Source organism: Mesorhizobium maamorense (genome assembly GCF_044998965.1).
Taxonomy (GTDB): Bacteria; Pseudomonadota; Alphaproteobacteria; order Rhizobiales; family Rhizobiaceae; genus Mesorhizobium.
The window spans coordinates 925,825-950,135 of record NZ_CP173356.1 but is presented as its reverse complement, the minus strand read 5'-3'; the positions used below and the strand labels follow the sequence as shown (position 1 = coordinate 950,135).

General features: G+C 64.8%; 22 protein-coding genes. 6 read left to right on the top strand and 16 right to left on the bottom strand.

Annotation, left to right across the window (positions count from 1 at the left end; translation table 11 throughout):
* Positions 1–319 precede the first annotated feature (319 nt).
* Positions 320–1,630: a dicarboxylate/amino acid:cation symporter gene (locus ACIU1A_RS05000; RefSeq protein ID WP_404927851.1), complete on the top strand. Its 1,311-nt coding sequence runs from the start codon at positions 320–322 to the stop codon at positions 1,628–1,630.
* Between the two features lie 114 nt (positions 1,631–1,744).
* Here the strand turns inward: ACIU1A_RS05000 and ACIU1A_RS04995 are convergent, their stop codons facing one another.
* The 6 genes from ACIU1A_RS04995 to ACIU1A_RS04970 are packed head-to-tail and all read right to left on the bottom strand — an operon-like array spanning position 1,745 to position 7,024.
* A complete protein-coding gene (locus ACIU1A_RS04995; RefSeq protein WP_404926763.1) occupies positions 1,745–2,755 on the bottom strand; it encodes an ROK family protein in 1,011 nt (336 codons plus the stop codon).
* Positions 2,752–3,474, bottom strand: coding sequence for a ribulose-phosphate 3-epimerase (locus tag ACIU1A_RS04990; protein WP_404926762.1), 723 nt, complete (start codon positions 3,472–3,474; stop codon positions 2,752–2,754). The genes ACIU1A_RS04995 and ACIU1A_RS04990 overlap by 4 nt, the downstream gene beginning before the upstream one ends.
* Positions 3,471–4,304 (bottom strand): alpha/beta fold hydrolase, encoded by an 834-nt coding sequence (locus ACIU1A_RS04985; protein WP_140685216.1) that lies wholly within the window; start codon positions 4,302–4,304, stop codon positions 3,471–3,473. Before ACIU1A_RS04985 ends, ACIU1A_RS04990 begins: the two co-directional genes overlap by 4 nt.
* Positions 4,301–5,122: a sugar phosphate isomerase/epimerase gene (locus ACIU1A_RS04980; protein ID WP_140497708.1), complete on the bottom strand. Its 822-nt coding sequence runs from the start codon at positions 5,120–5,122 to the stop codon at positions 4,301–4,303. The genes ACIU1A_RS04985 and ACIU1A_RS04980 overlap by 4 nt, the downstream gene beginning before the upstream one ends.
* Positions 5,122–6,198, bottom strand: coding sequence for a Gfo/Idh/MocA family protein (locus tag ACIU1A_RS04975; protein ID WP_404926761.1), 1,077 nt, complete (start codon positions 6,196–6,198; stop codon positions 5,122–5,124). The genes ACIU1A_RS04980 and ACIU1A_RS04975 overlap by 1 nt, the downstream gene beginning before the upstream one ends.
* A 4-nt stretch (positions 6,199–6,202) precedes the next feature.
* Complete coding sequence (locus tag ACIU1A_RS04970; RefSeq protein WP_140763440.1) at positions 6,203–7,024, bottom strand: sugar phosphate isomerase/epimerase; 822 nt, start codon at positions 7,022–7,024, stop codon at positions 6,203–6,205.
* Between the two features lie 175 nt (positions 7,025–7,199).
* On the opposite strand from ACIU1A_RS04970, the gene ACIU1A_RS04965 reads away from it, so the two are divergent.
* Together ACIU1A_RS04965 and ACIU1A_RS04960 are read left to right on the top strand one after the other, a co-directional pair.
* Positions 7,200–8,348, top strand: a complete 1,149-nt coding sequence (locus tag ACIU1A_RS04965) for a Gfo/Idh/MocA family protein (RefSeq protein ID WP_404926760.1) — start codon at positions 7,200–7,202, stop codon at positions 8,346–8,348.
* Between the two features lie 8 nt (positions 8,349–8,356).
* The gene (locus ACIU1A_RS04960) at positions 8,357–9,322 is read left to right on the top strand and encodes an alpha/beta hydrolase (RefSeq protein ID WP_404926759.1); all 966 of its coding nucleotides are present in this window, start codon (positions 8,357–8,359) and stop codon (positions 9,320–9,322) included.
* Here ACIU1A_RS04960 and ACIU1A_RS04955 read toward each other — a convergent pair.
* The 8 genes from ACIU1A_RS04955 to ACIU1A_RS04920 form a co-directional block, all read right to left on the bottom strand.
* Complete coding sequence (locus tag ACIU1A_RS04955; RefSeq protein ID WP_404926758.1) at positions 9,310–10,344, bottom strand: LacI family DNA-binding transcriptional regulator; 1,035 nt, start codon at positions 10,342–10,344, stop codon at positions 9,310–9,312. The two genes, ACIU1A_RS04960 and ACIU1A_RS04955, sit on opposite strands and share 13 nt — an antisense overlap.
* A 288-nt stretch (positions 10,345–10,632) precedes the next feature.
* On the bottom strand, positions 10,633–11,424 hold the full coding sequence (locus tag ACIU1A_RS04950) for a sugar isomerase domain-containing protein (RefSeq protein WP_140520921.1): 792 nt from the start codon (positions 11,422–11,424) through the stop codon (positions 10,633–10,635).
* Between the two features lie 40 nt (positions 11,425–11,464).
* Complete coding sequence (locus ACIU1A_RS04945; protein ID WP_140555545.1) at positions 11,465–12,235, bottom strand: GntR family transcriptional regulator; 771 nt, start codon at positions 12,233–12,235, stop codon at positions 11,465–11,467.
* Positions 12,232–13,107 carry an ROK family protein gene (locus ACIU1A_RS04940; protein WP_404926757.1) on the bottom strand — a complete coding sequence of 292 codons (876 nt, stop codon included), beginning with the start codon at positions 13,105–13,107 and terminating at the stop codon, positions 12,232–12,234. The genes ACIU1A_RS04945 and ACIU1A_RS04940 overlap by 4 nt, the downstream gene beginning before the upstream one ends.
* Positions 13,104–13,841 (bottom strand): PIG-L deacetylase family protein, encoded by a 738-nt coding sequence (locus ACIU1A_RS04935; RefSeq protein ID WP_404926756.1) that lies wholly within the window; start codon positions 13,839–13,841, stop codon positions 13,104–13,106. The genes ACIU1A_RS04940 and ACIU1A_RS04935 overlap by 4 nt, the downstream gene beginning before the upstream one ends.
* On the bottom strand, positions 13,838–14,695 hold the full coding sequence (locus tag ACIU1A_RS04930) for a carbohydrate ABC transporter permease (RefSeq protein WP_404926755.1): 858 nt from the start codon (positions 14,693–14,695) through the stop codon (positions 13,838–13,840). The genes ACIU1A_RS04935 and ACIU1A_RS04930 overlap by 4 nt, the downstream gene beginning before the upstream one ends.
* A complete protein-coding gene (locus tag ACIU1A_RS04925; protein WP_140514575.1) occupies positions 14,692–15,624 on the bottom strand; it encodes a carbohydrate ABC transporter permease in 933 nt (310 codons plus the stop codon). The genes ACIU1A_RS04930 and ACIU1A_RS04925 overlap by 4 nt, the downstream gene beginning before the upstream one ends.
* 50 nt (positions 15,625–15,674) lie before the next feature.
* Entirely contained in the window at positions 15,675–16,943 is a 1,269-nt protein-coding gene (locus ACIU1A_RS04920; protein ID WP_404926754.1) for an extracellular solute-binding protein, read from the bottom strand.
* Between the two features lie 322 nt (positions 16,944–17,265).
* Here ACIU1A_RS04920 and ACIU1A_RS04915 point away from each other — a divergent pair, with 322 nt between their 5' ends.
* Both ACIU1A_RS04915 and ACIU1A_RS04910 read left to right on the top strand, forming a co-directional pair.
* Complete coding sequence (locus tag ACIU1A_RS04915; RefSeq protein WP_404926753.1) at positions 17,266–19,458, top strand: extracellular solute-binding protein; 2,193 nt, start codon at positions 17,266–17,268, stop codon at positions 19,456–19,458.
* A complete protein-coding gene (locus ACIU1A_RS04910; RefSeq protein WP_404926751.1) occupies positions 19,455–20,318 on the top strand; it encodes a carbohydrate ABC transporter permease in 864 nt (287 codons plus the stop codon). The genes ACIU1A_RS04915 and ACIU1A_RS04910 overlap by 4 nt, the downstream gene beginning before the upstream one ends.
* Here ACIU1A_RS04910 and pcaD read toward each other — a convergent pair.
* Entirely contained in the window at positions 20,308–21,132 is an 825-nt protein-coding gene (pcaD, locus tag ACIU1A_RS04905; RefSeq protein WP_140671878.1) for a 3-oxoadipate enol-lactonase, read from the bottom strand. The two genes, ACIU1A_RS04910 and pcaD, sit on opposite strands and share 11 nt — an antisense overlap.
* A 131-nt stretch (positions 21,133–21,263) precedes the next feature.
* Here pcaD and ACIU1A_RS04900 point away from each other — a divergent pair, with 131 nt between their 5' ends.
* Entirely contained in the window at positions 21,264–22,925 is a 1,662-nt protein-coding gene (locus ACIU1A_RS04900) for an alkaline phosphatase family protein (RefSeq protein ID WP_404926749.1), read from the top strand.
* Positions 22,926–23,032: 107 nt separating this feature from the next.
* Here the strand turns inward: ACIU1A_RS04900 and ACIU1A_RS04895 are convergent, their stop codons facing one another.
* Positions 23,033–24,292: an ABC transporter substrate-binding protein gene (locus ACIU1A_RS04895; protein WP_404926748.1), complete on the bottom strand. Its 1,260-nt coding sequence runs from the start codon at positions 24,290–24,292 to the stop codon at positions 23,033–23,035.
* Positions 24,293–24,311 lie beyond the last annotated feature (19 nt).

Here is a 24,311-nt window from a genome sequence, read left to right as displayed (position 1 = left end):
CCGGCGAACTCCGGGGATGCGCTATCGGTGTCTGCCTGCGGCGTCTGCCCTCTCCACCGTTCGCTGTTCAGCAGCCACTGTAATGCGAAACTCCGCCCAGGCAAACAAGGGGTGAGTGCGGAAATCCGCACATGCCTCCATCGAAACGGGGACAAAACTGCCGAAAATCCAGGGTTCCGGCCTTTTCTCGATCTGGCACGGCGCTTGCAAAACTCTCGACAGCGGCGAGCGACCGGAGCGCCGCGATGGGAGAAGTCTTGCGGGGCGGCGCGTGCCGTTCCCTCCGGCCAGGGAGATAGCAGATGCACATGGCAGACCAATCACGCGCGCGCGCGCGCAGCGCAAGCCGCTCTACGCCCAACTCTACGTGCAGGTGCTGGTGGCGATCACCGTCGGCATCCTGCTCGGCCATTTCTATCCCTCGCTCGGCGAGAGCATGAAGCCGCTCGGCGACGCCTTCATCAAGCTGGTCAAGATGATCATCGCCCCGGTGATCTTCCTTACCGTCGCCACCGGCATCGCCGGCATGAGCGACCTGCAGAAGGTAGGCCGCGTCGCCGGCAAGGCGATGCTCTACTTCCTCACCTTCTCGACGCTGGCGCTCATCATCGGCCTGATCGTGGCCAATGTCGTGCAGCCCGGCGCCGGCTTCAACATCGACCCGGCGACGCTCGACGCCGCGACCGTCAACAGCTACGCCGCCAAGGCGCACGACCAGTCGGTCACCGGCTTCCTGATGAACATCATCCCTGCCACCATCGTCGGCGCCTTCGCCGACGGCGACATATTGCAGGTGCTGTTCTTTTCAGTGCTGTTCGGCATTGCGCTGGCGCTGGTCGGCGACAAGGGCGCGCCGGTGCTCAATTTCCTGCAGGCGCTGATGGCGCCGATGTTCAAGCTGGTCAGCGTGCTGATGAAGGCAGCCCCTATCGGCGCCTTCGGCGCCATGGCCTTCACCATCGGCAAGTACGGCATCGGCTCGGTCATCAACCTCGCCATGCTGGTCGGCACCTTCTACATGACCGCTTTCCTGTTCGTGTTTATCGTGCTGGGCGCCGTCTGCCGCTACAACGGCTTCTCCATCCTGTCGCTGATCCGCTACATCAAGGAGGAGCTGCTTCTGGTGCTGGGCACCTCGTCTTCGGAAGCGGCACTGCCCTCGCTGATGGAGAAAATGGAGAAGGCCGGCGCCAAGCGCTCGGTGGTCGGCCTGGTCATCCCGACCGGCTATTCCTTCAACCTCGACGGCACCAACATCTACATGACGCTGGCCGCGCTGTTCATCGCGCAGGCGACGAACATCCACCTCTCCTTCGGCGACCAGATCCTGCTGCTCCTGGTGGCGATGCTTTCCTCCAAGGGGGCGGCCGGCATCACCGGCGCCGGCTTCATCACCCTTGCCGCCACGCTTTCGGTGGTGCCGGCCGTGCCTGTCGCCGGCATGGCGCTGATCCTCGGCGTCGATCGCTTCATGTCGGAATGCCGGGCGCTGACCAACTTCGTCGGCAATGCGGTGGCGACGCTGGTGGTGGCGCGCTGGGAAGGCGAGCTCGACGAGGCCAAGCTGGCCAGGGCGCTGGCGGGAACGGCCGACGACAGCCTGCCGGCGGACATCGTTCCAGCCGAGTAATCGCAGCGGCCGCATAGCGATAGCAAATGGCCGGAGGCATCGCTGCCTCCGGCCATTTTTCGTGTGTTCACCGTGTGAGGCGGCAGGACTTGCGCACGCCGCGCAGCCCGGCCATCAGTGTCCCTCCCCATCTCCGGGATATCTGTTCGGCCCTTCGACAGGCACGCGGGCCGTGCCGTCGTCGAACAGGACAAGGCTTGCCGCGCCGATCAGCCCGGCGTGGCGGCCGAGCTGGGCCTGAACCACCGGCACGTCGCGATAGGCGCGCATGGCGCGCTGGCCGATTGTCGCCTCTATTGCCGGAGCCATCAGATCGAGGCCATTGGCGATGCCGCCGCCGACGACCAGCACGTCGGGCGAATAGAGATGCAGGAGGTTGGTGAAGCCGACGCCCAGCCAGCGCGCTTCCTCCTCGAGCAGGGCCAGGGCGAGATCGTCCTGCAGCCGCGCTGCATCGACGACATGGCGGCCCGTCACCTCGGCATTAGCCGAGAGGCGGCGCAGCGTCGAGCCGTCGAAGGCCGACGTCGCGACATTGGCGCGGCGGCCGAGCGCGGTGCCCGAGGCGATGGCCTCGAAACAGCCGACGACGCCGCATATGCAGCGCTCGCCTTCGTTGGTTATGGTCATGTGGCCGATCTCGGCGGCAAGACCCCGGCGGCCATGCAGGATGCGCCCGTCGACGACGACGCCGCCGCCGATGCCGGTCGAGACGGTGACGAAGACGAGCGAACGGGCGCCGTGGCCGGCGCCGAAGCGCCACTCGCCGAGCGCTGCCGCATTGGCGTCGTTCTCCAGCCGCACCGGCAAGCCGAGCCGCCGCTCGAGGATGTCGGCCAGCGGCACGTCCAGCCAGCCGGCGAGCGTCGGCGGCCCGACCGCGATGCCGGCCAGCGGATCGAGCGGTCCCGGCGCACCGACGCCGACACCGAGGATGGTAAGCGCCGGTGCCTCGGCATGGATGGTCGCGGCGAGAGCCTCGATCTGGCCGATCACCACTTCGGGACCGGCCTGCGCCTGTGTCGGCACCGCCGCGAATGCCAGTATCTTGCCATAACGGTCGACCAGGGCGGCACGAAGCTCGGTGCCGCCAAGATCGATCGCGAGAGCGGCCTCGTTGCTCATGCCGCGACTTTCAGCCCGTGCAGCCAGCCGATGCGGCCGGCCAGATCCTTGTCACCGAAGGCGAGCGAACCAAGAACGACGGTCTCGGCGCCCGCGGCACGCAGCAGCGGCACCGTCTCGTGGCGGATGCCGCCATCGGCGGCAAGAACCACGTTCGCCTCGCGGCCGGCTTTCCTCAGGATGGCGCGGGCAGCGCCCAGCCTGTCACAGGCTTTCTCCGAAAGGCCTTGCCCCTTGACGCCGATCGCGGTTCCCAGAAGCGTGACGAACGCGACTTCGGACACAAAGGGCCTCACCGCTTCGACGGACGTTTCCAGCCGCAGCACGACGCCGGCTTCGGCGCCAAGTTCGCGCGCCAGCCGCACGGCGCGCAATCCTGCTTCGCCATTCTCGGCATGGACGCTGATCATGTCGGCGCCGGCCTCGATGAATTGGCGCGTCTGTTCCTCGACGATTGTCCCGTCGACCATCAGATGGACATGGATGGGCTTGGCCGTCAGTTTGGCAATACGGGCGACCAGATCGGGGAAGAACAGGAAGGACGGCGCGAAGTGGCCGTCAGCGACATCGATGTGGTGAAGGTCGACATAGGGTTCGATGCGCTTCAAGTCGCTCTCGAAATTGGCGAGATTGGCAGACCAAGACGAGAATTCAGCGATCAGACGATCGCGCGGCAATGCGGCGATAGCGGCCGGGCCTGACAGGGGTTTCGAGATCATGACTGGTCCTGGTTGTTGAAATTTTTATCGAGAAAGCCGCCGATCGCGGCACGGATTTCGGCGAAGTGGCGATCCCTGTCGGTGGCCTTCGGTGTCACCTCGGTGAAGATCGCGTTGAGGATTGTCTTCACCAGTTCGCGGGCAGTCGCCAAGGGATGGACGAGGTCGACGCCGCTTCCGACGACGAGTGTGGGGATTGAGAGCGCAGAGGCTGCGGCCCGCGAAACGCCGGGCCCATCGCCGGCGATTGCCTGCATCATTTCGGCGAAGTCCGCTGCATTGTCGCGCTCGAAGAAACCGAGAAGGGAAGCCAGATTGTCGGGTGCCTCGGCGCGGAACCGGGCGGCCGTGGCCGAAGCGGCAAAGACGGCGCGCGCCTCGTTCGGCGGACGGTTTCGGATGAGCTCGGCCACTTCCGCATAGGGACGCATGTTTTCAGGGGCCGCGTCGAAAGCCCAGGCAGGCCGGACCAGCACCAGGCCGGTGACGCGCTCGGGATGCCGGACGGCCAGGCGCAGCGCGATCGCCGCACCCATCGAGATGCCGCCGGCGACGAAGCGTTCGATGCCGGCCGCATCGGCGGCGGCCAGCACGTCGTCGGCGAACATGGCGATCGAAAAGGGGCGCTTATGGCCGGCACCGGAGCCGCCTTGCGCCCGGCATTCGACGGTGAGCCGGCGTCGCGACGGGCCGTCGGGAAAACTCTGCGCCACCTGGGCGGCGTCACCGCCGAGACCGTGCTGGAAGACGACGGGAAGCCTGCCTTGCTCCGTGTCGAAGACACGAAGCGCCGCATCGTCGCGAAGCATGGTCGTCGGTGCGACGCTCATCGGAGCAGGCGGCGCAGAAAGGCGGCAACGGCGGGAGCTTCGTCGGCCGACAGTCCGTGCGTGACAAGCGGGCCATCGAATTTCACAGTGTTCAGCCGCGCGACGAAATCCGGAAAATCGACAATGCCCTCCCCTGTTGTGGCAAAGCGGCCGTCGGCATGCCGGTCCTTGGCATGCGCCATGGCTATATGGGCAGCGGCCTCGTCGATCGCCGCCGCGACGATGGCGCGCGCCTCCTCCGGCGTCGTATGCTCGAACAGGTTCGCCGGATCGAGCACGATCTTCAGATGCTTCGAGCCCATGTCGGCGATCAAGCGGGTGGCATCCTTCGCCGAGGTGACGATGTTGGCCTGTTCGGGCTCGATGCCGAGATCGACGCCTGCGCCTTCGGCCAGCGCCAGCGCCTTTTCCATCTCAGTGGCCATGTCGGACCAGGCGGCCGGTGTGGCGTTGTCGGGATGATAGGCCCATTGGTCGGCTGCATTGCGCGAGCCGGTGCAGAGCGTGACCAGCGGAATGTCGAGGGCGGCGGCTGTATCGATGACGACGGCAAGGCGGCGAAGACCATCATCGCGCACCGCCTTGTCTGGATGCGCCATGTTGTAGGTGCCCGACAGGGCGGCGAGCGATACGCCTGTTGATCGGGCGGCGGCGCGAATGGCCGAAATGGCTGCGTCAGGCACCGCATCGGGCATCGACGGCAGGCCGGCGCAAGCGAGATTGAATTGCGTCGTCTCATAGCCCGCCTGCCGCACTGCTTCCAGCACAACAGCCGGCTCGGTGCCCGCAAAGGTCTTGGCGAAGACGCCGAGACGCATCAGACCGCACCCGAGACGGAAGCGAGCTCGATCCGCTCGCTGGTCTCGACGGAGCGGGCAACGGCGACCATGGCGCGGATCGAGGCAATGCCGTCCTCGACATTGGCACCGCGCATCGGCGCGCCGTTCAGCACCGTGTCGGCGAGACCTTCCAGCTGGCGACGGAAGAAATGGCCGTCGGCGCCGAGCGGTTTTCGCGAGGTCGCGTCCTTCTCATGGAAGATGTCGACCTCGCTGGCGCGGAAGTACCAGGGATTGAACGTCTTGGCGATGACGGAGCCGTTCTCGCCATAGAGCTGGAAACCCTCGTGCCAGTCCATGCGTACGGCGACGGTGAGATCGAGATGGCCGAGCGCGCCGCTGGCGAACTCGGTCTCGACGAACCAGCAATAGGCGCCGAAGCGTTCGTTGAGACGGGCGCGTACGGCCGTGATCTCGCCGCAGAGGAAGCGGGCCGTATCGACCAGATGCGAGCCGTGCGCCAGCATGAAATACTGCCGGAGATCCGCCTTCGGATTGCCGGATGGTTTCTTCGCCAGCTTGCTGGTGACAGGCAGCGGCTGCACCGCATCCGTATTGGTGTAGCGGTGGGTGGAATCGCAATACCAGGCCTTCAGCGCCAGCACCTCGCCCATTTCGTCGCGGACGAAGTCGCGCGCCGCCTCCAGCGCCGGATCGAAGCGTTTCATGTGGCCGACCTGCAGGATCCTGCCGGAGCGTTTCACCGCCGCCGCCAGCGCCTCGCCTTCCTCGACCGAAGTTCCGATCGGCTTTTCGCACAGCACATGCTTGCCGGCGTCGAGCGCCTTGATCGACATCGGCACGTGATAGGCGTCCGAGGTGGCGACGATGACCGCTTCCAGCTCCGGATCGGCGAGCATCTCGTCATAGTCGGCATACATCTTCCGCGGCTCGTAGGTGGCGCCCATGCGGGCGAGCAGGTCGGGCGCGGCGTCGCAAATGGCGTAGAGGTCGGCATTGCTGGCCTTTGCACAGGATTCCAGATGCGCGAACTGCGCGATGGGGCCGCAGCCGAGCACGCCGACCCTGAGGCGCCTGTCCTGTTTCCTGATCACCGTCTCAGGCCCCGTAGCCGCGCATCGTCTGGCGGTTGGTCTTGACCGCGCCGGCAGGATCGGCCGCGGCCGTGTCGGATTCTTCTTCAAGCACCAGCCAGCCGTTGAAGCGCGGCGCCGCACCGACGATCTCGATCACTTCAGGCGTGTCGCAGACGCCTTTACCCAGCATCGCCCAATCGCCCTTGGCGTCGACGTCCTTCAGATGGATGTAGCGGATGCGGTCGCGGTAGGTGGTAAGCGTATCGGCCATGTCCTTGTGGCCGCGCAATATGTGGCCGGTATCGGGCACCCAGCCGACCAGGTCGGGTTCGAGCAAGGCAAAGATCGCGTCGTAGTCGGCGCGGTCGAACAGCAGCGTGTTGTGGTGCGAACTCGGATGCACTGCGACCTGGACGCCGGCCTTTCGCCCGAGCTCGCCGGCCCTGTTGTAGACCTCCGCGGCGATAGCGAATTTGTCGTCGCGCGAGCCGTTGGAGACGACGGTCGCCGAGCCCATCGAGACAAGCGCACCTGGGAACGCGGCGGCGAAATCGATCCAGCGCCTCGCGGTTTCGAGATCGGCGCCGATCTCGTCCTTCAGCGTGAAGCCGCTTTTCGAACCGAAGGCGAAGGAGACCAGCGTCAGGCCGGATGACCCCAGCGCCGCGGCGAACTCCGTCGGTTTGCCTGCATAGCGGCCGATCATGGTGTCGGTGATCTCGATGCCGGCATAGCCGCCATCGGCGATCGCCTTCAGGAGATCGTCGGGGCCGCCGGTCCAGGCCTTGCCGAGCATCTCCCAGGTGAAGGTCTGGCAGCCGACCTTGAGCTTCGTCTTCGTCATGTCGTTCATTCCTTGACGCCGCCCTGGGTTTCCTTGGCGCCCCTGGGTTTCGCATGGTCTATAAAAATTTTACGCGCGTCAATATTCAATATGTTGTATAGCGGCTGCGAGGAATGATCCATTAGCGGGCAACGGATCGGGCAGAGCGTGGCCGCATCGGAGGAACGACAAGAAAATGCACGGACAATCGAAGACGAAGCTTGGGATCGGCGTCGTCGGATGCGGCAACATCTCGATGACCTACCTGCGCAATGCCGCGCTTTTCGGCGGCATCGAGCTGCGCGCCTGCGCCGACATCTCGGCCGACATGGCTACCTTGCGCGCCAAGGAATATGGCATCCGTGCGCTCGGCGTCGATGCGATGCTGGCCGATCCCGAGATCGATCTCGTCCTCAACCTGACCATCCCGGCGGCACATTTCGACATCTCGTTTTCGGCGCTTTCGGCGGGCAAGCATGTGTTTACCGAAAAGCCGCTGGCGACCTCGGCCAGCGACGGGCGCCGCCTGGTGTCGGAGGCGGCCAAGCGGGGGCTGCTGCTCGGCTCGGCCCCCGACACTTTCCTCGGCGCCGCCGGCCGGCGGGCGCGCCGCCTGATGGATGAAGGCGCCATCGGCCGCGCCGTGACCGGCACAGCCTTCATGATGGGCCGCGGCATGGAGCACTGGCACCCCAACCCACAATTCTACTACCAGCCGGGCGGCGGCCCGGTGTTCGACATGGGCCCCTACTATCTGACCATGCTGGTCAATTTGCTCGGTCCCGTCCAACGCGTCATGGCAATGGCGACGCGGGGCCAGCAGGAGCGGCTGATATCAGCCGAGGGACCGTTCAAGAACACGACCTTCAAGGTCGGCACGCCGACCAACGTGCTGTCGCTGCTCGAATTCCGGTCGGGCGCGACAGTCACCTTCGGCGCCTCATGGGACGTCTTCAAGCACTCCAACCATCCGATCGAACTGCACGGCACGGAGGGCTCGCTGCGCCTGCCCGACCCCGACACGTTCGGCGGCACCGTGTCCTTGTCCGAGCGCGGCGCCGAGTGGAAGGATTTCCCCAGCGAGGGCGAACTCTACGGCGCCCGCAACTGGCCTTATGCCGCGCCCGACCGCGCCAATTATCGCATGCTCGGCGTCGCCGACCTCGTGCGTTCGCTCGCGACAGGTGCCACGCCCCGCGCGTCCGGCAATCTGGCGCTGCATGTGCTGGAGATCATGGAGGCGATCCTGCGCTCCGGCGAAATGAAAAGCCCGGTCGCCATTGCTGGCGATGTCGTCCAGCCGGCCCTACTCTCGGAGGACGAGGCGCGCGGCCTGCTCGCCTAGATGCAATCATGACGGAGATTGCGATGACGCTCGATCCTGATGCTCTGCGTGCCCTGGAAATCGGCCGCGCGGCCGGTGGTGAGCCGTTCGAGAACGGCAGCGTGGCGGCGGCGCGGGCCGCCTACAACGCTTCGTTCCCGGCGCAGCAGGGTGAACATGAGCCGGTCGCGGCGACGTCGCAGCGGCAGATCGACGGACCGAACGGCCCGGTTCCGATCCGCATCCATCGCGGCATCGGCGCACCGCGAACCGGCGCGCGCGCCGTGCTCTATCTGCATGGCGGCGGCTGGGTCATCGGCAATCTCGATTCGCATGACGAGATCTGCCGCTGGCTGGCCAATCTGGCCAATGCCGTCGTCGTCTGCCCCGCTTATCGACTGGCACCAGAGCACAAGTTCCCCGCCGGGCTCGAGGACTGCGCGGCAGCGCTCCGCTTCATCGCGCAAGACGCCGGGGAGCTCGGCATCGATCCTGCCCGTATCGCCGTTGCCGGCGACAGCGCCGGCGGCAATCTTGCCGCCGTGCTGGCACTGCTCGCCCGCGATGGGCAAGCACCGCCGCTTGCCGCCCAGATCCTGATCTATCCCAACACCGATGCCCGCCAGACGGCGGACAGCTACCGCCGTTTCGGTAACGGGTTTGGACTGACCGCCGCCACCATGGCCTGGTTCCGCGACCACTATGTGCGCACCCCGGACGACATCAAGGACTGGCGCGTTTCGCCGCTGCTGGCACCGAGCCTTGCAGGCGCGGCGCCGGCGTTTGTCGTGACCGCCGGTCACGATATCCTGGCCGACGAAGGGACCGCCTATGGCGAACGCCTGCTTGCTGAAGGGGTGCCGCTGGTCCTGCGGCACTGGCCGGGCCAGATCCACGGCTTCGTCTCGATGGGCCGCTACATTCTCGCCGCGCGGCAAGCGATGAGCGAGGCCGCGGCCTGGCTCCAATTGCAGACGCGCGCTCAGGCCGACTGACGCATCACCAGGGTCGCGCCGAGCTTGACGTTTCGCACGAGGTCATGCGCGGGCGGGCGGGCCTCGTCGAGCAAGGCCAGCAAGATCTCGACGCTGCGGCCGGCCATTGCGCCGAAGTCCTGCGCCATGGTGGTGAGCGGCGGACAGGTGTAGCGGCTCAACGGGTGGTCGTCATGGGCGGCGACACGGAAGTCGCAATCGGGCTTGCGGCCGATCTTCAGCCCGCGCGTGAAAGCGGCCGACATGATGCCGAAGGCGAGCCGGTCATTGGCGCACAGCATGGTGCGACCAGGCAGGCCTCCCTTGTCGAGCGTCCTTTCCATCCATTCATGGCCGATCCGCTCGAAGTCCCAGGTGTAGTCGCGCGCCGCGTTGATGACGACAGGCTCAAGGCCGGCGGCCCGCATCGTCTCGATATAGCTTTGCAGTCGCTCGCCCGAATTGTGGTTGACGTGCGGGATGTCGACATACACCGGCGGCTCGCCGGACCGGCAGAGATAATCGACCATGATCGACGTGCTCTGGTGGTTGTCGTTGCCGACGAAGGGCGTGTCACCCTCGATATAGGTGTCGAAATAGACGATCGGGATGTCTTTGCCCATCCGTTCGAAGACGCCTGGCTCGGAGACCGATCCCAGCGGGGCCACGATGGCGCCGGCCACCTTCAGCGAGGTGAGCGTCTTGACCGATTCCGACTCAAGCCTGGGCGAACCGTGCGAGGAGATGACGATCGGCCAAAAACCTTCGTCGCGGCAGCGCAGCTCAATGCGGCTGACCATCTCGGCATAGAACGGATCGGTGATCGCCGGCACGACGATGCCGACATTGCGGGTGCGCTTGCGGTTGAGATTACGGGCGAAGAGGTTCGGCTGATAATCCGAGGAGCGAAGCGCGGCCTCGATGCGGGTGCGCGTCGCCGGCTTGACGCTCGCCGGATCATCGAAATATTTCGACAGGGTCGGCCGTGACACGCCGCACGCCCGGGCGAAGTCATCCATCGTGCGGTGCGTCTTTTCCGCCATCGATATTCAGGGTCCCTTGCCCTCGCCCGCCGCCCCGGCCGACACGAGTCACGCGGCCGTTGCCTGGAAGCAGCAATGCTCGACCGAACTTGTCCAGTCAAGTTTTAACGGTTCCCAATAGATCGCGGAGTCATTACGCGCGTCAAATTATTTATTGACGCTTTCAAAGCGACACTGAAGCTTCGGAAGGAAGCCAATGGGATAGGCCCGGTCTTGCATCGACGATGATAAGTTCGTATTGGGCGCATCCATGGCGGGAGGCGTCCGCGACGCCTCCCGCCCCGAACATCATTCGCCCCGCATCGTCGCCTGGAAGGCCGGCAGGTGCTTTTTCTGTGCTTCCAGCATGCGTTCGCGGTAGACGCCGTAGATGACATCGGTGTCGTGCAGGGTCACGCCCGCGATCGTCGGCGAGGCGAAGACCGGCAGTTCGATGCCGCGCTTGGCGAGCTGCTCGGCGGTACGCGCGATCAGCTCATGCGCCAGGATCATGGCGAGCACCGTCGAAGAGCCGGAGACCGGACGGCTCCAGCCCTCGACCGGCACGATCGCATCCTCTATCGGCGAGCAGGTGTCGATGACGAGATCGGCCGCGTCGGCCAGTCGCTTGCCGGAGGAGTGCGTCGCGGGCTTGTCGAGATTGTTCTTGCTGGTGACCGCAACGACGAAGATGCCGCGCTTCCTGGCATAGAGCGCCGTATCGATGCCGGAAGAGTTGCGGCCGCTGTGGCCGAAGATGATGATGGAGTCACCCTTGTTGAGCGGCTGATGATCCAGGAATTTTTCGGCGTATTTCTCGGTGCGCTCCAGCCACAGCAGCTCACGCACGCCGCCGGCGCCGAGCACATTGTGCCACATCACGCGCGGGTCCGTCAGCGGGTTGAAACCGACATAGCTGCCGTAACGCGGAAACACTTCCTGCACCGGCAGCACCGAATGGCCTGAACCGTAGAGATGGATCAGACCGCCGCCTTCAAGCGAGTCGGCAAAGCGGCTGGCTGCCTGGCCAAAGGCCGCTTCATTGGTTTTCGCTGCCTGGTCGATGAGGGCGGCGAGACGGTGAATGTAGAGGTCGGACACGTGGGTACTCCTGTTAAGTGTCTGCTTGGGTGATGATGGATCAGCTTCGCGGATTTGACGGGACGCGCCCGGCGCGCAGCGTCGAGCGTATCTCGTAGCGGTCGCCGCGCATGATGGAGACAGTGAACTCGAACGGACCGCGCTCGTCGGTGGCGATACGCTCGACCACGAAGGCCGGACTGCCGACCGGCAAATCGAGCAGCTCGGCGTCCGCCGCTCCGACCGCGCCGACGCGATAATTCTCGCGCGCCGCCACCGGCACGATGCCGTAGTGGCGCTCCAGCGCCTCGTACAGCGATCCCTGCAGCAGGCCGGCGTCGAGGAAGCCCGGCACGCGCGCGGCTGCGAGCTGCGCCGTCTGGATGCCGATCGGCTCGTTGTTGCCGAGCCGCAGCCGCCGGATGCGCACCACCGGGTCACCCTCCTCAATCTCCAGGGCGCCGGCCGCCGCCGCATTGGCGGTGGTGAGGCTGCAATCGAGCAGGCGCGAGCCGGCAACGACGCCGATATTGCCCATCTCCTGAGTGAAGCTCGTCAGTTCGCGGGTGCCGGCGACGAGCGTGGTGGAGCGCACGAAGGTGCCGCGTCCGTGTTCGCGGCGCAGCAATCCGCTTTCCTCCAGATTGCGCAAAGCGTGGCGCAGCGTGATGCGGCTGACCCCGAACAGCGCGCCCAGCCGGTCTTCGGCCGGGATCTGGTCGCCCGTCGCCCATTCGCCGCTCTTGACGATGGCGCGGATGGCCTCCTCGACCTGATACCAGAGCGGCTCGGGCCTTCTGCGATCCGGCTGCTGAAAACTGGCTTCACTCATCGGATCTGTCTCCACCCGCTTCCGGCCTGCCCGGCCACTGCCGCACCGACCAGGCCTGCGCCAGGGCCGAACGCGCCAGCCTTGAGAGAAATGCCGCGCAGATGCGGCGGCAGTTGGCGCCGCAGCGCGGCAAGCAGCGGCGGTCCGATGACGTCAAGCGCATCGGCAAGGCCGCCGGAAACCAGGATCACCTGGGGGTCGAGCAGCGCGACGGCGCCGGCAAGCGCGGTGCCCAGCCGGCGCGCCGGCAGCTCGAGCAAGGTCTGTGCCGCGAGTTCGCCCGCCTGGGCAGCCGCGATCAGCTGGCGGCCGCTGGCAAGGCCGACCTGACCGGCAAGCGCGTCAAGCGCACGGCCCGATGCAACGCGCTCCAGCCAGCCGCTGCGCTCCTCGCCATGGTCCTTGATGTCGGCGCAGGCCCAGCCGAACGAGCAGGCGCCGCCATGCGTGCCGGCGACGATGCGGTGGTTGGCGAGCACCGCCGAGCCTATGCCCGTGCCGATTGCCAGCAGGATCGCATCCGACATGCCCTTCGCGCTGCCTTCAACGGCTTCCGCCAGCAGGGCGATCTGCGCGTCATTGCCAACGGCGACGCGCAACCGCGGGAACAGCGCCGCGATGTCGACACCGTCGAGCCAAGGGAGATTCGGGATCCAGCGGCAGACCGACCCCTCGACGAGACCTGGCACCGCCAGGCCCAACGCCTTGACCACGCCAGCCTCGGCGCAAAGCGCCGTGATACGGGCGACGAAGGCATCAAGGCTTGCCGGCGCCGGTTCGCGGCTCGGCCTCTCCAGCGCGCTGACATTGCCGGACTGGACGGCGGCGCGCAGATTGGTGCCGCCGAGATCGATGGCCAGAACCCGCGTCATCGGCGCCCTCCGGCAGCCGGTGGCGCGAACAGACCGCTGCCGGCGTTCCAGGAATGCGAGGCCGCCGCGAAGGCCTGCGCATGGCGCGTGCCGCGCAGGCAGCCGCGCAGACGGTAGAGCGCGCTGTAGTAATCGACATAGGGGAAGCTGCTCAGGCCCCGCGCCAACTCGTATTCATGCACCGCCTCGCTCCACGCCTCGAAGCCGTCGCTGACGTCGACCAAATGCTCGGGGCGGAAACCGTCATCGTCCTCCCAGTTCTCGCCGAACAGCAGCAAGCCCGGCGTAAAGGCGGCATGGTCGCGCGCAACGGTCGGCAAGGCGGCGAAGAAGATGCCGGTCTGCGTCAGCTTGGCTGCGGCGCGATGGTCCTTGTGCCAGCTGCCGTGCCAATGGGTTATGACCACTTCCGGCTTCAGCTCGCGAATGACATCGCACAGTTTCAGCGCCGTCTCGTCATCGGAAGGCAGGAACGCATCATGCAGGCCAAGATTGCGCATGGCGACGCCGAGGCGCGCGGCCGCCCTGCCCGCTTCGTCTTCCTTCTGCGCGCAATAGTGCTCGGGAATCAGGCACGGATGGCCCTGCTCGCCCATGCTCAGGTGCAGGAACGTCACCGTGGTGCCCCTCAGTACGGCGGCCGCCGCCAGCGGTCCGGCGATCACCTCGGCATCGAAGGCATGCGCGCCGACGACCAGGATGGATTTGGCGGCATAAATCCTGTCCTCGATCATTTCATGCCTCCCCCGGCGCCGACGCCCTCGCGAATCTGGCGGGCGAGCAGACAATACATGATCAGGATCGGCGCCATGGAGATCGCCAGCGAGGCGAACACCAGGCCCCAATCGGTGCGGTACTGGCCGACGAAGACGCTGATGGCCAGCGGCACGGTCTTGTAGCGGTCGTCGAAGATGAAGATCAGCGGGAAGAAGAAGTCGTTCCACACGGCGATCGCCGTGAAGATGGCGACGATCGACACCGCCGGCTTCACCATCGGCAGGATGATCTGGAACAGGATGCGGACCTCGCCGGCGCCGTCCATGCGTGCCGCCTCGTCGAGTTCGGAGGGTAGGACGCGCATGAAATTGGCGAAGATGAAGACGGCGAAGGGAATGCGGATCGCCGAATAGACGAGGATCAGTCCGGTCAGGGAATCCAGCAGGCCGAGATTGCGCATCAGCGTGAACAGCTCGACCGAGGCGAGCCTTATCGGCAGCATGATGCCGGACAGGAACAGGCCGAGCATGATGGCGTTCCAGCCCAGCCGGTAACGGCTGAGCGGATAGGCGGCCATGGCCGAGACGACGATGGTGAGGATGACCGCCCCGGCGGTGACGATCAGGCTGTTGATGAAATTGTGGCCGAGGTCGGCACGTGTCCACGCGTTGACGAAATTGTCGAAGGCCCAGCTTGTCGGCAGGCCGAGCCGGTTGTCGTAGATTTCGGCCGTCGACTTGAAGCAGGAGACGACGAGGATGTAGAGCGGCAGCAGCACGGCCGCCGTCCATACGGCAAGCACCGTCCAGCCGGGCAGCCGCGAAAGCCGGCGCGAGATCACGGGATTGCCTGACATGGCCAGCGTGCTCATAGCTGCACCGTGCGGCGGTCGAAGAAGCGCAGCATCAACAGTGTGCCGACGCTGAGGATGAGGAACAGCATGGTGCCCAACGCCAAAGCAAGCCCGATATCGGTGATGCCGACGGCGCCCTCCGCGCCGAAGGCCAGCCTGTAGAAATAGGTCACCAGCGTGTCGGTCGAATAGCTTGGATTGCCCTGCACGCCTTGCATCACATAGACGATGTCGAACTGGTTGAAGGTGTTGATGAAGGACAAAGTCGTCAGCGTGCCCAGCGCCGGCATCAGCAAGGGCAGCGCGACGGAGAACAGCATGCGCGCATTGCCGGCGCCGTCGAGTTTCGCCGCCTCGAAGATCTGGCCCGAAATCTGCCGCAGGCCCGCCGTGTAGATCAGCACCGGCAGGCCCATCCAGTTCCAGGCGTCGACGGCGACCAGCATGGCCAGCGCGGTGTGGCTGTTGCCAAGCACGGTTAGGCTGCCCTGATGCAGGCCAAGCCCGTTCAGCGCCCATTCGACCACGCCGCCCGGCGCCAACAGCAGGCGCCACAGCGCACCGACGATGACCGGGCTCAGCACCGCGGGGAAGAAAAACACCGACTGGAAGAAGGCCGCACCCCGATCACGCAGGAACAGCAGCCAGGCGAACAGCAGTCCGATGCCGTTCTGGAAGACCATGATGCCGAAGAACCAGGCGGTGTTGTGCCAGAGCGCGCCGTAGAGCCTGGCGCTACTGGGGAAAACGAACAGGCGCGAAAAATTCGACAGGCCGGCGAACTCGGTGATGCGCAGCCCCTTCCAGATGAAGAAGCTGCCCCACAGCGACATCGCCAGGGGATAGAGGACGAACAGGGCGTAGACGGCCAGCGCCGGCAGGATGAAAAGCACGGCCATGCGCTGCTGCGTTCGCTTCAGGCTGCTTTTGCGGCGACGATCGATCATGCGTGGCTTGCCCGGTGGGAGGCCGGCCGCATTGCGGCCGGCCCGGCTCCTTACTGCTTCGGCTTGAACCAGGTGGCGACGGCGGCCTGCATGTCGGCCGCCAGCTTCTCCGGTGCGATGTTGCCTTCGACCATGTCGATGATCTCCGCTTGCAGGACGGAAGAGGCGGTCGGCGACTGCCAGCGGAAGCCGACCAGCGTCAGGTAGGGCGTCGAGTTCTTCGACATCTCCATCATCTCGGCCAATACCGGGTCCTTCACCGTGACATCGGTGCGGGCCGGCGGCCAGCCGAGTTCGTCGGCGAACATCTGCGCGAATTCGGCCGAGGCCATGAAATCCAGCACCTTGATCGCGGCTTCCTTGTTCGCGCTTTCGGAGACGAGGCCGTAGGAGCCGTCCGAGAAGGCCGAGGTGTAGAGCTTTGCCCCCGCATCGTCGGCGGGGAACGGGAAGATCGAGAATTTCAGCTTCGGGTTCTGCGATTTGAAGCTGCCATTCTCGAACGAACCGCCAAGAAACATCGCGGCCTTGCCACCAATGAACTGCTGGGTGGCGGTGGTGTAGTCGATCCCGGCGAAGCCGTCGGGGAAATAAGGCTTCAGCTCGGCGAAGCGCTTCAGCGCCGCGACATAGCGCGGATCCTCGAAGGTCGCCTTGCCGGTCATCATCTCGTCGTAAAAGCCGGGGCCGTAGACGGTCGGGCCGATGACGCCGACGCCGATCTCCAGCTCCCACGCCGAGCCGTTGGCGCCGCCGGTGGCGATCGGCGTGACGCCGGCCGCCTTCAGCTTGTCGCAGGCGGCGACGAAATCCTTGTAGGTCTTGGGGACCTCGATGCCCTGCGCGGCAAAGATATCCTTGTTGTAGAAGACGCCCATCATCGGCACCGAATAGGGCACGCCGTAAAGCTTGCCGTCGGCGCGGCCGCGCGCGCCGCCAAGGGCCGCGTCCGGCATGTTCTTCAGTTCCGGCACGCTCTCGTCGAGCGCGTCGAGATAGCCCGCCTCGACGAAGGGCTGCAATTCGCCATAGGCCTTGAGCTGGGCGATGTCGGGCCCGCGCCCGCCACGCAACGCCGTGCTCAGGCGGTTCTGGTAGTCGGCATCCGGCGTGAACTGGATATTGACCTTGATGCCTGGGTTCTTGGCCTCGAAGGCATCGAAGATGCGGCGCATCGCGGCTTCGTCCTCGGTGCGCCAGCTCCACAGCGTCACCGTGCTGTCGGCCCGCGCCGGCAGGCTGGTGAACAGGCCAGCGCAGGCGGCAAGGCCGCCGATCAGGCCAAGGGCTGCGCGTCGGTGAATTGAAAGCATGCTCATTGCCAGTCTCCCATTTTTATCTGTCCTTGGCGTTCCGCGGCCCTGTGGACGCCGTGGAAGAGTCATTTTCTCAGACAAGTCATTATAACGACATAGCAGCTTCCGCAAGAGGTCCTGGCACTCCCTCGGGAGCAGCTGAGCTAAGCTAAAAAGCGATGTGTTAATCGTAAGTTGCTGTCTATATTGGCGAATTTCGTAATCTAGCGGACACTTACAGAAATCAGAGGTAGCCCGTGCGAAGCTTTTTCGCAATCGGGCCTTGCGCCAGCGCTTCATGTTGTCATAACGTCATCGTGATCGCTAAGCCTGAGGGAGGATGAGGATGTCTCTTGCCTGGACTTCGAAACTGGCTCTGGCCGCGAGCCTTGCCATCCTGCCCGCCAGCGGCTGGGCGCAATCGGTCAACATCTCCTATCTCACCCATTGGTCGCCGGAGACGGTCGCATTGCTGGAAACGGCGGCCAAGGACTATGCAAAGACAAATCCGGATGTCAGCGTCACCGTGCGCGCCGTTCCCTTCGGCGATCTACTAACGACGCTGCGCTCCCAGGGGGGCGGCGCGGACGGTCCTACGATCGGCGGCATCTACGATCTCTGGTTGCCTGAGCTCGCCCGCGACAAGCTCGTCGCGCCCGCCCCCGACCCCGTCGCCGAAGAGGTCAAGGGAGCATGGCCGGCTGGCGTGGTGAGCGCCGCGTCGGTCGGCGGCAAGCTCTACGGCATTCCCAACGAGATCGACGTCTACGCGCTGAACTACAACAAGGCACTGTTCAAGCAGGCCGGCATTGCCGCCGCGCCGAAAACCTGGGACGAGTTCAAGGAGGCGGCGAAGAAGCTGACCAACAAGGATGCCGGCCAGCAGGGTTTCGGCATGATCAATTCCTGGGCGGCGGGCGTCGTCCATCCCTTCGCCTCGCTGCTGGTCTCCAATGGCGGCGACCTGGTCAAGGACGGCAAACCGGCGCTGGACACTCCGCAGGCCGCGCAGACCTTCCAGCTCTATGAGGATCTCATCAAGTCGGGCGCCAGCGTGCCGGCCATGGCCACGGCAGACGCCAACACCACCGGCCCCTTCCTCGACAATTTCGTCTCCGGCAACACCGGCATGATCATCATGGCCAATTGGTGGGAAAGCGCGCTGAAGGCAGGCATGGGCGACAGGTTCGCGGATATCGCCACCGCACCAATCCCCGTCGGCCCGAGCGGCGACAAGCCGCATTCGATCTCCTATTCCTGGATGACGGTGGTCAACGGCAATGCCGGCGAGGCCGAGCAGAAGGCCGCATGGGAATTCCTGGCCTGGCTCAACAATCCGAAATCCGGCAAGAACGGCGCCTCGGCGATGTCCGACATCTTGATGTCGATGGGCATCCTGCCCTCGCGCAGCTCCGATATCGAGGCCCACAAGGACAAGCTCGGCTCGGAATTCCTGTCGGGCTATGTCAGCGTGCTGGCCGACGCCAAGCCCTTCCCGGTCGTGCCGGGCGGACAGGAGTTCTCCAGGAACCCTGCAGCAGACGCTGGAGGCGTTGCAGTACGGCCAGATCTCGGCCAAGGATGCGCAGGCGACGGCGCAGGCGGACGCCGCCTCGATCCTGGAGCGCGCCGCCAAGTAGACCGAACCATGATCAACAGGTACCGTGCCTCGGCGGGCATCATGCTGGCGCCCGCCGTGACGCTGATCGGCATCTTCATCCTGTTGCCGATGCTGCTCACCGTCTGGCTATCCTTCCAGGACTGGTCGACGCAGACGCCTTTTTCCAATGCGACCTTCATTGGCTTCGACAATTTTCGCGAGATTTTCGGCGCCTCATCGGTCGGACGCGACTTCAAGGGCGCGTTGATCAACACCTCCGTCTACACCGCGCTTTCCGTCATCCTCATCCTGCCGCTCTCGGTCGCCTTCGGACTGATGGTCCACCAGCACGATGTTGGCGGCGGCACAGCGCTGCGGACCGTGCTGTTTTCCACCTACATGGTGCCGATGATCGCGGTGGCGCTGGTGTGGTCGAAGCTCTATTCGCCTGGTGAAGGGCCGCTGAACCAGATGCTCGGCCTGCTCGGCATCGGCCCGCAACCCTTTCTGTCGTCGCCGCGCTCGGCGCTGATCTCGATCGTCCTGCTCAACGTGTGGCAGCAGGTCGGCTATTTCACGGTGCTGGCGATTGCGGGGCTGACCCAGATTTCCGGCAGCCTCTACGAGGCGGCAAAACTCGACGGCGCCAACCGGTTCGAGCAGTTCCGCTTCATCACCTTGCCGTTGCTGCGGCGCACACTCCTGTTCAGCGCGGTGATCGCCATCATCAACGCCGTGCAGGTGTTCGAGCCGGTGGCGCTGATCACGCAGGGCGGGCCGGTCGGCTCGACCAATGTCTTGACCTATCACATACGCCGCGTCGGCATCGAGCGCGCGCAGGGCGGACTGGGTTCGGCCATGGCCGTCATGCTGATGCTGTCGCTGATCGTCGTGGTCTGCGCTCTGTTCGCCTTTGCCAACCGGAAGGATCAGGAATGAGCGCGGGATCGTCGAGCCGGTTGCCGCGCAGACGCCCCGCCGGCCGCAAGGCGCTGCTGGCCACGCTCATGCTGCTCGTGGCCGTGGCGTCGGCCTTTCCGCTGGTTTGGATGGTTCTGTCCAGTCTCGAGACTCCGGCCGAGAGCATGCAGCTGCCGCCGGTGTGGATCCCGCACACGCCGAGCCTCGACGCCTATGAGAAAGTTTCGGGCGTGGTCAATGTCGGCCGTTCTATGTGGAATTCCCTGGTCATCGCCTCGATCACCACAGCCGGTATCCTCATCACCAGCATGATGGCCGGCTACGCCTTCGCCAAATACCACTTCCCCGGCCGCTCGCTTTTGTTCTCGGTGCTGATCGCGACCATGTTCCTGCCGCCGATCGTGACGCTGATCCCGCTCTATCGCCTCGTCGGCTCGATCGGCCTCAATGCCAGCCTCGCCGGCATCATCGTGCCCAACCTCGCCAATGCCTTCGGTATCTTCCTGATGCGCCAGTTCATTGCAAGCGTGCCTGACGATCTGATCGACGCTGCGCGCATGGACGGCGCCTCCGAACTGCTGATCCTGTTCAAGATCGTGGCGCCCAGCGTGGCGCCGGCGATCGCGGCATTGGCGCTGTTTGCCTTCGTCTATCACTGGAACAGCTATCTGTGGCCGCTGACCGTGCTGCAAGGCAACGCCGACGCCTATCCGATCGTCATCAGCCTCAGCCGGCTGTTGAGTTACAACAGAGGCGCCGTCAACACCGGGTTGGTGATGGCCGGCGCGACGCTTGCCGTGCTGCCGCCGCTCATCCTCTTCGTCCTGCTGCAGCGCTTTTTCGTCGATTCCATCGTCGGCTCGGCGATCAAGGGGTAGCCGCGCTCAAAGGTTTCTGCCCCGGAGGAGGCGACGCGACAAAATCGCGGATCAGCGCGACCACCGCCTCCGGCTGTTCGATGCAGGGAATATGGCCGGCATTAGGAATGATTTCGAAGCGGGCGCCGGGGATCAGCGCTGCCAACGAGCGGACGAGATCGGGCGGTGTCGAGCCGTCCTGGTCGCCGACCATGCAAAGTGTCGGCACCGCGATACGCCGCGCGGCCTCGGTGAGGTCGGCGTCGCGGACCGCCATGCATGTCCCGATGTAACCCGGCAGCGCCTGCCTAGTCAGCATATTGCGGCAACCGGCAAGGTCGGCCGCACGCGCGGCATGGAAGCCGGGCGTGAACCATGCTTCCATCACACCGTCGGCTATCGCCTCGATCCCGTCGCGCTCGACGGTGGCGATACGCTTATTCCAGCTCTCGTCCGTGCCGATCTTGTGCGCCGTGTCGGACAGGATCAGAGCCTCAACGCAGCTGGGATGACGGGTATAGAGCCGCTGCGCGATCAAGCCACCGACCGACAGGCCGAACAGCACGACCCTGCCGAGATCGAAATGATCGATGAGGCCCAGGAGATCGTCGACATGATCATCGATCGACCGGATGCCGCTGCCGATATCGGAAAGTCCGTGGCCGCGCTTGTCGTAGACCAGCAGAGGCATGTCACCGCTTAATTGCGAGATGACATCGTCCCAGATGCGCAAATCGGTACCCAGCGAATTGATGAAGATCACCGGCCGCGCGGTGCCGGTCGCCTCGATATAGCGGTGGTGCAGCGCAAGGCCGCCAATGGTGACGAACGGCACGATTTCGACCCTCCCGGCTCTCACAGTGCATGAGGCATCTGGTTGGGTAAAATGATATTTTGAGGCATCGTTGTAGGACATCGGCCGTTCTGGCACACCGGTCTTGCGCGAACCACAATGACGGACGACCAATGACAGACCGCCGCAACGTCCTTTTCATCATGTGCGACCAGCTGCGCTTCGACTATTTGAGCTGCGCCGGACACCAGACCCTGCACACGCCGAATATCGACCGGCTGGCCAGCCGCGGCGTGCGCTTCACCAACGCCTATGTACAATCGACCGTATGCGGTCCCTCGCGCATGAGCGCCTATACAGGCCGCTATGTCCGCTCGCATGGATCGACGCATAACGGCGTGCCGCTCAGGGTCGGCGAGCCTACGCTCGGCGACCATCTGCGCGAGATCGGCGTGCGCTGCGCGCTGATTGGCAAGACGCATATGAGGGCCGACGAGGAAGGCATGGAGCGCCTCGGCATCGACAAGACGTCCATCATAGGCGTGCGCGTCGCCGAATGCGGCTTCGAACCGTTCGAGCGCGACGACGGGTTGCATCCGTCGTCCGCCTACGATCCCGACCCGGCCTACGACCAATATCTGCGCGAGCATGGCTTCGATGCCGCCAATCCGTGGGAGCACTGGGCCAATTCCGGTGAAGGCGAGAATGGCGAAAATTTCAACGGCTGGCTGCTCGTCCATGCCGACAAGCCGGCGCGCATCCCCGAGGAGCATTCGGAAACACCCTATATGACGCGCCGCGCCATGCGCTTCATTGAGGAGGCCGAGGCAAAGGGCGAAGCCTGGTGCGCGCATCTCTCCTACATCAAGCCGCACTGGCCCTACATCGTGCCGGCGCCCTATCACGACGTGTACGGCAAGGCCGACATAAAGCCGGTCGTGCGCAGCGAAGCAGAACGCGTCTTGCCTCACCCGATCTTCGAAGCCTTCCAGCAGGAGCGCTATTCCCGGAACTTCTCCCGCGACGAGGTCCGCGAAAGGGTCGTTCCCTGCTATATGGGCTTGATCAAACAGATCGACGATCAGTTGGGCGGATTGTTCGAGTTCATGGAGCAGCGCGCCCTGTTCGACAACACGATGATCGTGTTCACCTCCGACCACGGCGACTATCTCGGCGACCATTGGCTGGGCGAAAAATACCTGTTCCACGACGTCGCGGCCAAGGTGCCGATGATCGTCTGCGATCCGCGCCGGCAGGCCGACGCGACGCGCGGCACGACGTCCGATGCGCTGGTGGAGATGATCGACCTCGCGCCCACCTTCCTCGACTTCTTCGGCGGCAAGGCGAAGCCGCATATTCTCGAGGGCCGGTCGCTGCTGCCGCTGCTGGCAGGCCAGGACGTGAAGTGGCGGCGGCACGCGGTGAGCGAGTACGACTATGGCGGCGATGCCGCGCGGCTGAAGCTCGCTATGCCGGTCGCCGACTGCAAGCTCTACATGATCACCGACGGCCGCTTCAAACTGGTCCATGGCGAGGGCCTGGCGCCGATGTTCTTCGATCTGAACGGCGATCCGGACGAACTGCGCGATCTCGGCACCGAAGCATCGGCGGCGGCCGACATCGAACGATTACGGCAGGCGCTGTTCCGCTGGCTGGCGCTGCCCAACAACCGCATCACCGCCGCCGAGGAATGGCTGACGGGAAACGACGACAAGATCCGGCACTTCGATCCGTTGATCGAGCCCGGCGTGCTGATCGGCTACTGGGACGAGGCCGAACTCGCCGAACAGCACGAAAGACGCAGGCGCTGGCTGTCACGCGAGTCGGGAGAATGAAACCCGCAACCGTTGTTGTGGACGGCATGTTTCAGAGCGCAGTGCCGGAGCGGGTTGCTCGCAGTCCGGCATCGAGCGATCGGTGCCGGACTGCCTGATGTGGCGGCCTATTGGAGCTTCGCCTGCAGGGCGTTGACGTCGTCGGTGGTCATTTCACCGTCGGTCGTTACCTTGCCGTCGACGATCTTCCACAGGCGGAACGGACCGGTGATGTCGCCATATTTGTCGAAGGCGACCGGGCCGATAACACCTTCGTAGCGGATCGGCTTGCCTTCCTTGATCAATCCGAGCGCCTTGGCGAACTCGTCCTTGCCGGCAAAGATCGGCGCGCCAGCCGGATCGACCGCCTTGTACATGGCGTCCTTGATCTTGGCCGGATCCTCTGAGCCGGCGATGGCGATTGCCAGGCCGACAATGGCGCCGGCATCATAGGAACGGTCGGCCGCAGGATTGGACGGTTCGATGCCCGAAAACTCCTTGTAGTTCTTGGTGAAGTAGTCGGTGGAGGCGGTCGGGCTGGTGCCGGACGAAGTGCCATAGGCCTCCTTGAGATAGTCGGCGCCGACGGACTCGATGAAGTCCGGGCTGTTCATGCCGTCATTGAGCAGGAATTTCTGCACGCCGCCTTGCGAAATCCAGGTGCGGGCGACGGTGGCGCCGTCAACCGGCGTGCTGACGAGATAAAGCCCGTCAGGCTCGCCGGCCATGGCCGCCGTGACTTCCGAGGCATAGCTCGACTGCTTCTCGTTGTAGGGAGTGTCGGAGACGACGGTGCCGCCGAGCGCTTTGTAGGCGCGCGAGAATTCGGCCACCATGTTGACGCCGAAATCATTGTTGACATGGATGATCGACAGCTTCTTGAAGCCCTTGTCGATGGCGTATTTGGCCGCGGCCACGCCTTGCAGCGCATCGGAGGTGATGGTGCGGAAGAAGATGCCATTGGTCTTGCCATCGCGCCCGAGCGCGGTCAGCGTCGGCGAGGACGAAGCCGGCGAGACCTGGACGATCTTGGCCGGTGCGGTGACCGAGGTCAGGATCGGGATCGACACAGAGGAGATGATGCCGCCGATGATCACCGGCACCTTCTTGACCTGAACCAACTGGGTCGCCGCATCGACGGCGATATTGCCCTGGCTCTGGCTGTCGCGCGTGTCGGTCACCAGATCGCAGCCGCGAACGCCGCCGGCGTCGTTGATGTCGCGGAAGGCCATCTCGACCGATTTTGCGCCGGCCTGGCCGTATTCACCGGCCGGTCCGGTCAATTCCATGACCAGGCCGACCGTGATCTTGCAGTCGGCGGCATGTGCCGCACCGGCGATCATCACGAGAGCGAGCGCGGTGGTGAGTTGGAGTATCGTCTTTCTCATTGTTGTTCCCCTTGAGCTA

Coding starts and splice junctions, on each gene's coding strand:
- ACIU1A_RS04995 (WP_404926763.1), bottom strand. CDS start 2,755: ATGAGCAACGAGGCCGCTCTCGCGATCGATCTTGGCGGCACCGAGCTT.
- ACIU1A_RS04990 (WP_404926762.1), bottom strand. CDS start 3,474: ATGATCTCGAAACCCCTGTCAGGCCCGGCCGCTATCGCCGCATTGCCG.
- ACIU1A_RS04985 (WP_140685216.1), bottom strand. CDS start 4,304: ATGAGCGTCGCACCGACGACCATGCTTCGCGACGATGCGGCGCTTCGT.
- ACIU1A_RS04980 (WP_140497708.1), bottom strand. CDS start 5,122: ATGCGTCTCGGCGTCTTCGCCAAGACCTTTGCGGGCACCGAGCCGGCT.
- ACIU1A_RS04970 (WP_140763440.1), bottom strand. CDS start 7,024: ATGACGAAGACGAAGCTCAAGGTCGGCTGCCAGACCTTCACCTGGGAG.
- ACIU1A_RS04965 (WP_404926760.1), top strand. CDS start 7,200: ATGCACGGACAATCGAAGACGAAGCTTGGGATCGGCGTCGTCGGATGC.
- ACIU1A_RS04960 (WP_404926759.1), top strand. CDS start 8,357: ATGACGGAGATTGCGATGACGCTCGATCCTGATGCTCTGCGTGCCCTG.
- ACIU1A_RS04955 (WP_404926758.1), bottom strand. CDS start 10,344: ATGGCGGAAAAGACGCACCGCACGATGGATGACTTCGCCCGGGCGTGC.
- ACIU1A_RS04945 (WP_140555545.1), bottom strand. CDS start 12,235: ATGAGTGAAGCCAGTTTTCAGCAGCCGGATCGCAGAAGGCCCGAGCCG.
- ACIU1A_RS04940 (WP_404926757.1), bottom strand. CDS start 13,107: ATGACGCGGGTTCTGGCCATCGATCTCGGCGGCACCAATCTGCGCGCC.
- ACIU1A_RS04935 (WP_404926756.1), bottom strand. CDS start 13,841: ATGATCGAGGACAGGATTTATGCCGCCAAATCCATCCTGGTCGTCGGC.
- ACIU1A_RS04930 (WP_404926755.1), bottom strand. CDS start 14,695: ATGAGCACGCTGGCCATGTCAGGCAATCCCGTGATCTCGCGCCGGCTT.
- ACIU1A_RS04925 (WP_140514575.1), bottom strand. CDS start 15,624: ATGATCGATCGTCGCCGCAAAAGCAGCCTGAAGCGAACGCAGCAGCGC.
- ACIU1A_RS04920 (WP_404926754.1), bottom strand. CDS start 16,943: ATGAGCATGCTTTCAATTCACCGACGCGCAGCCCTTGGCCTGATCGGC.
- ACIU1A_RS04915 (WP_404926753.1), top strand. CDS start 17,266: ATGTCTCTTGCCTGGACTTCGAAACTGGCTCTGGCCGCGAGCCTTGCC.
- ACIU1A_RS04910 (WP_404926751.1), top strand. CDS start 19,455: ATGAGCGCGGGATCGTCGAGCCGGTTGCCGCGCAGACGCCCCGCCGGC.
- ACIU1A_RS04900 (WP_404926749.1), top strand. CDS start 21,264: ATGACAGACCGCCGCAACGTCCTTTTCATCATGTGCGACCAGCTGCGC.
- ACIU1A_RS04895 (WP_404926748.1), bottom strand. CDS start 24,292: ATGAGAAAGACGATACTCCAACTCACCACCGCGCTCGCTCTCGTGATG.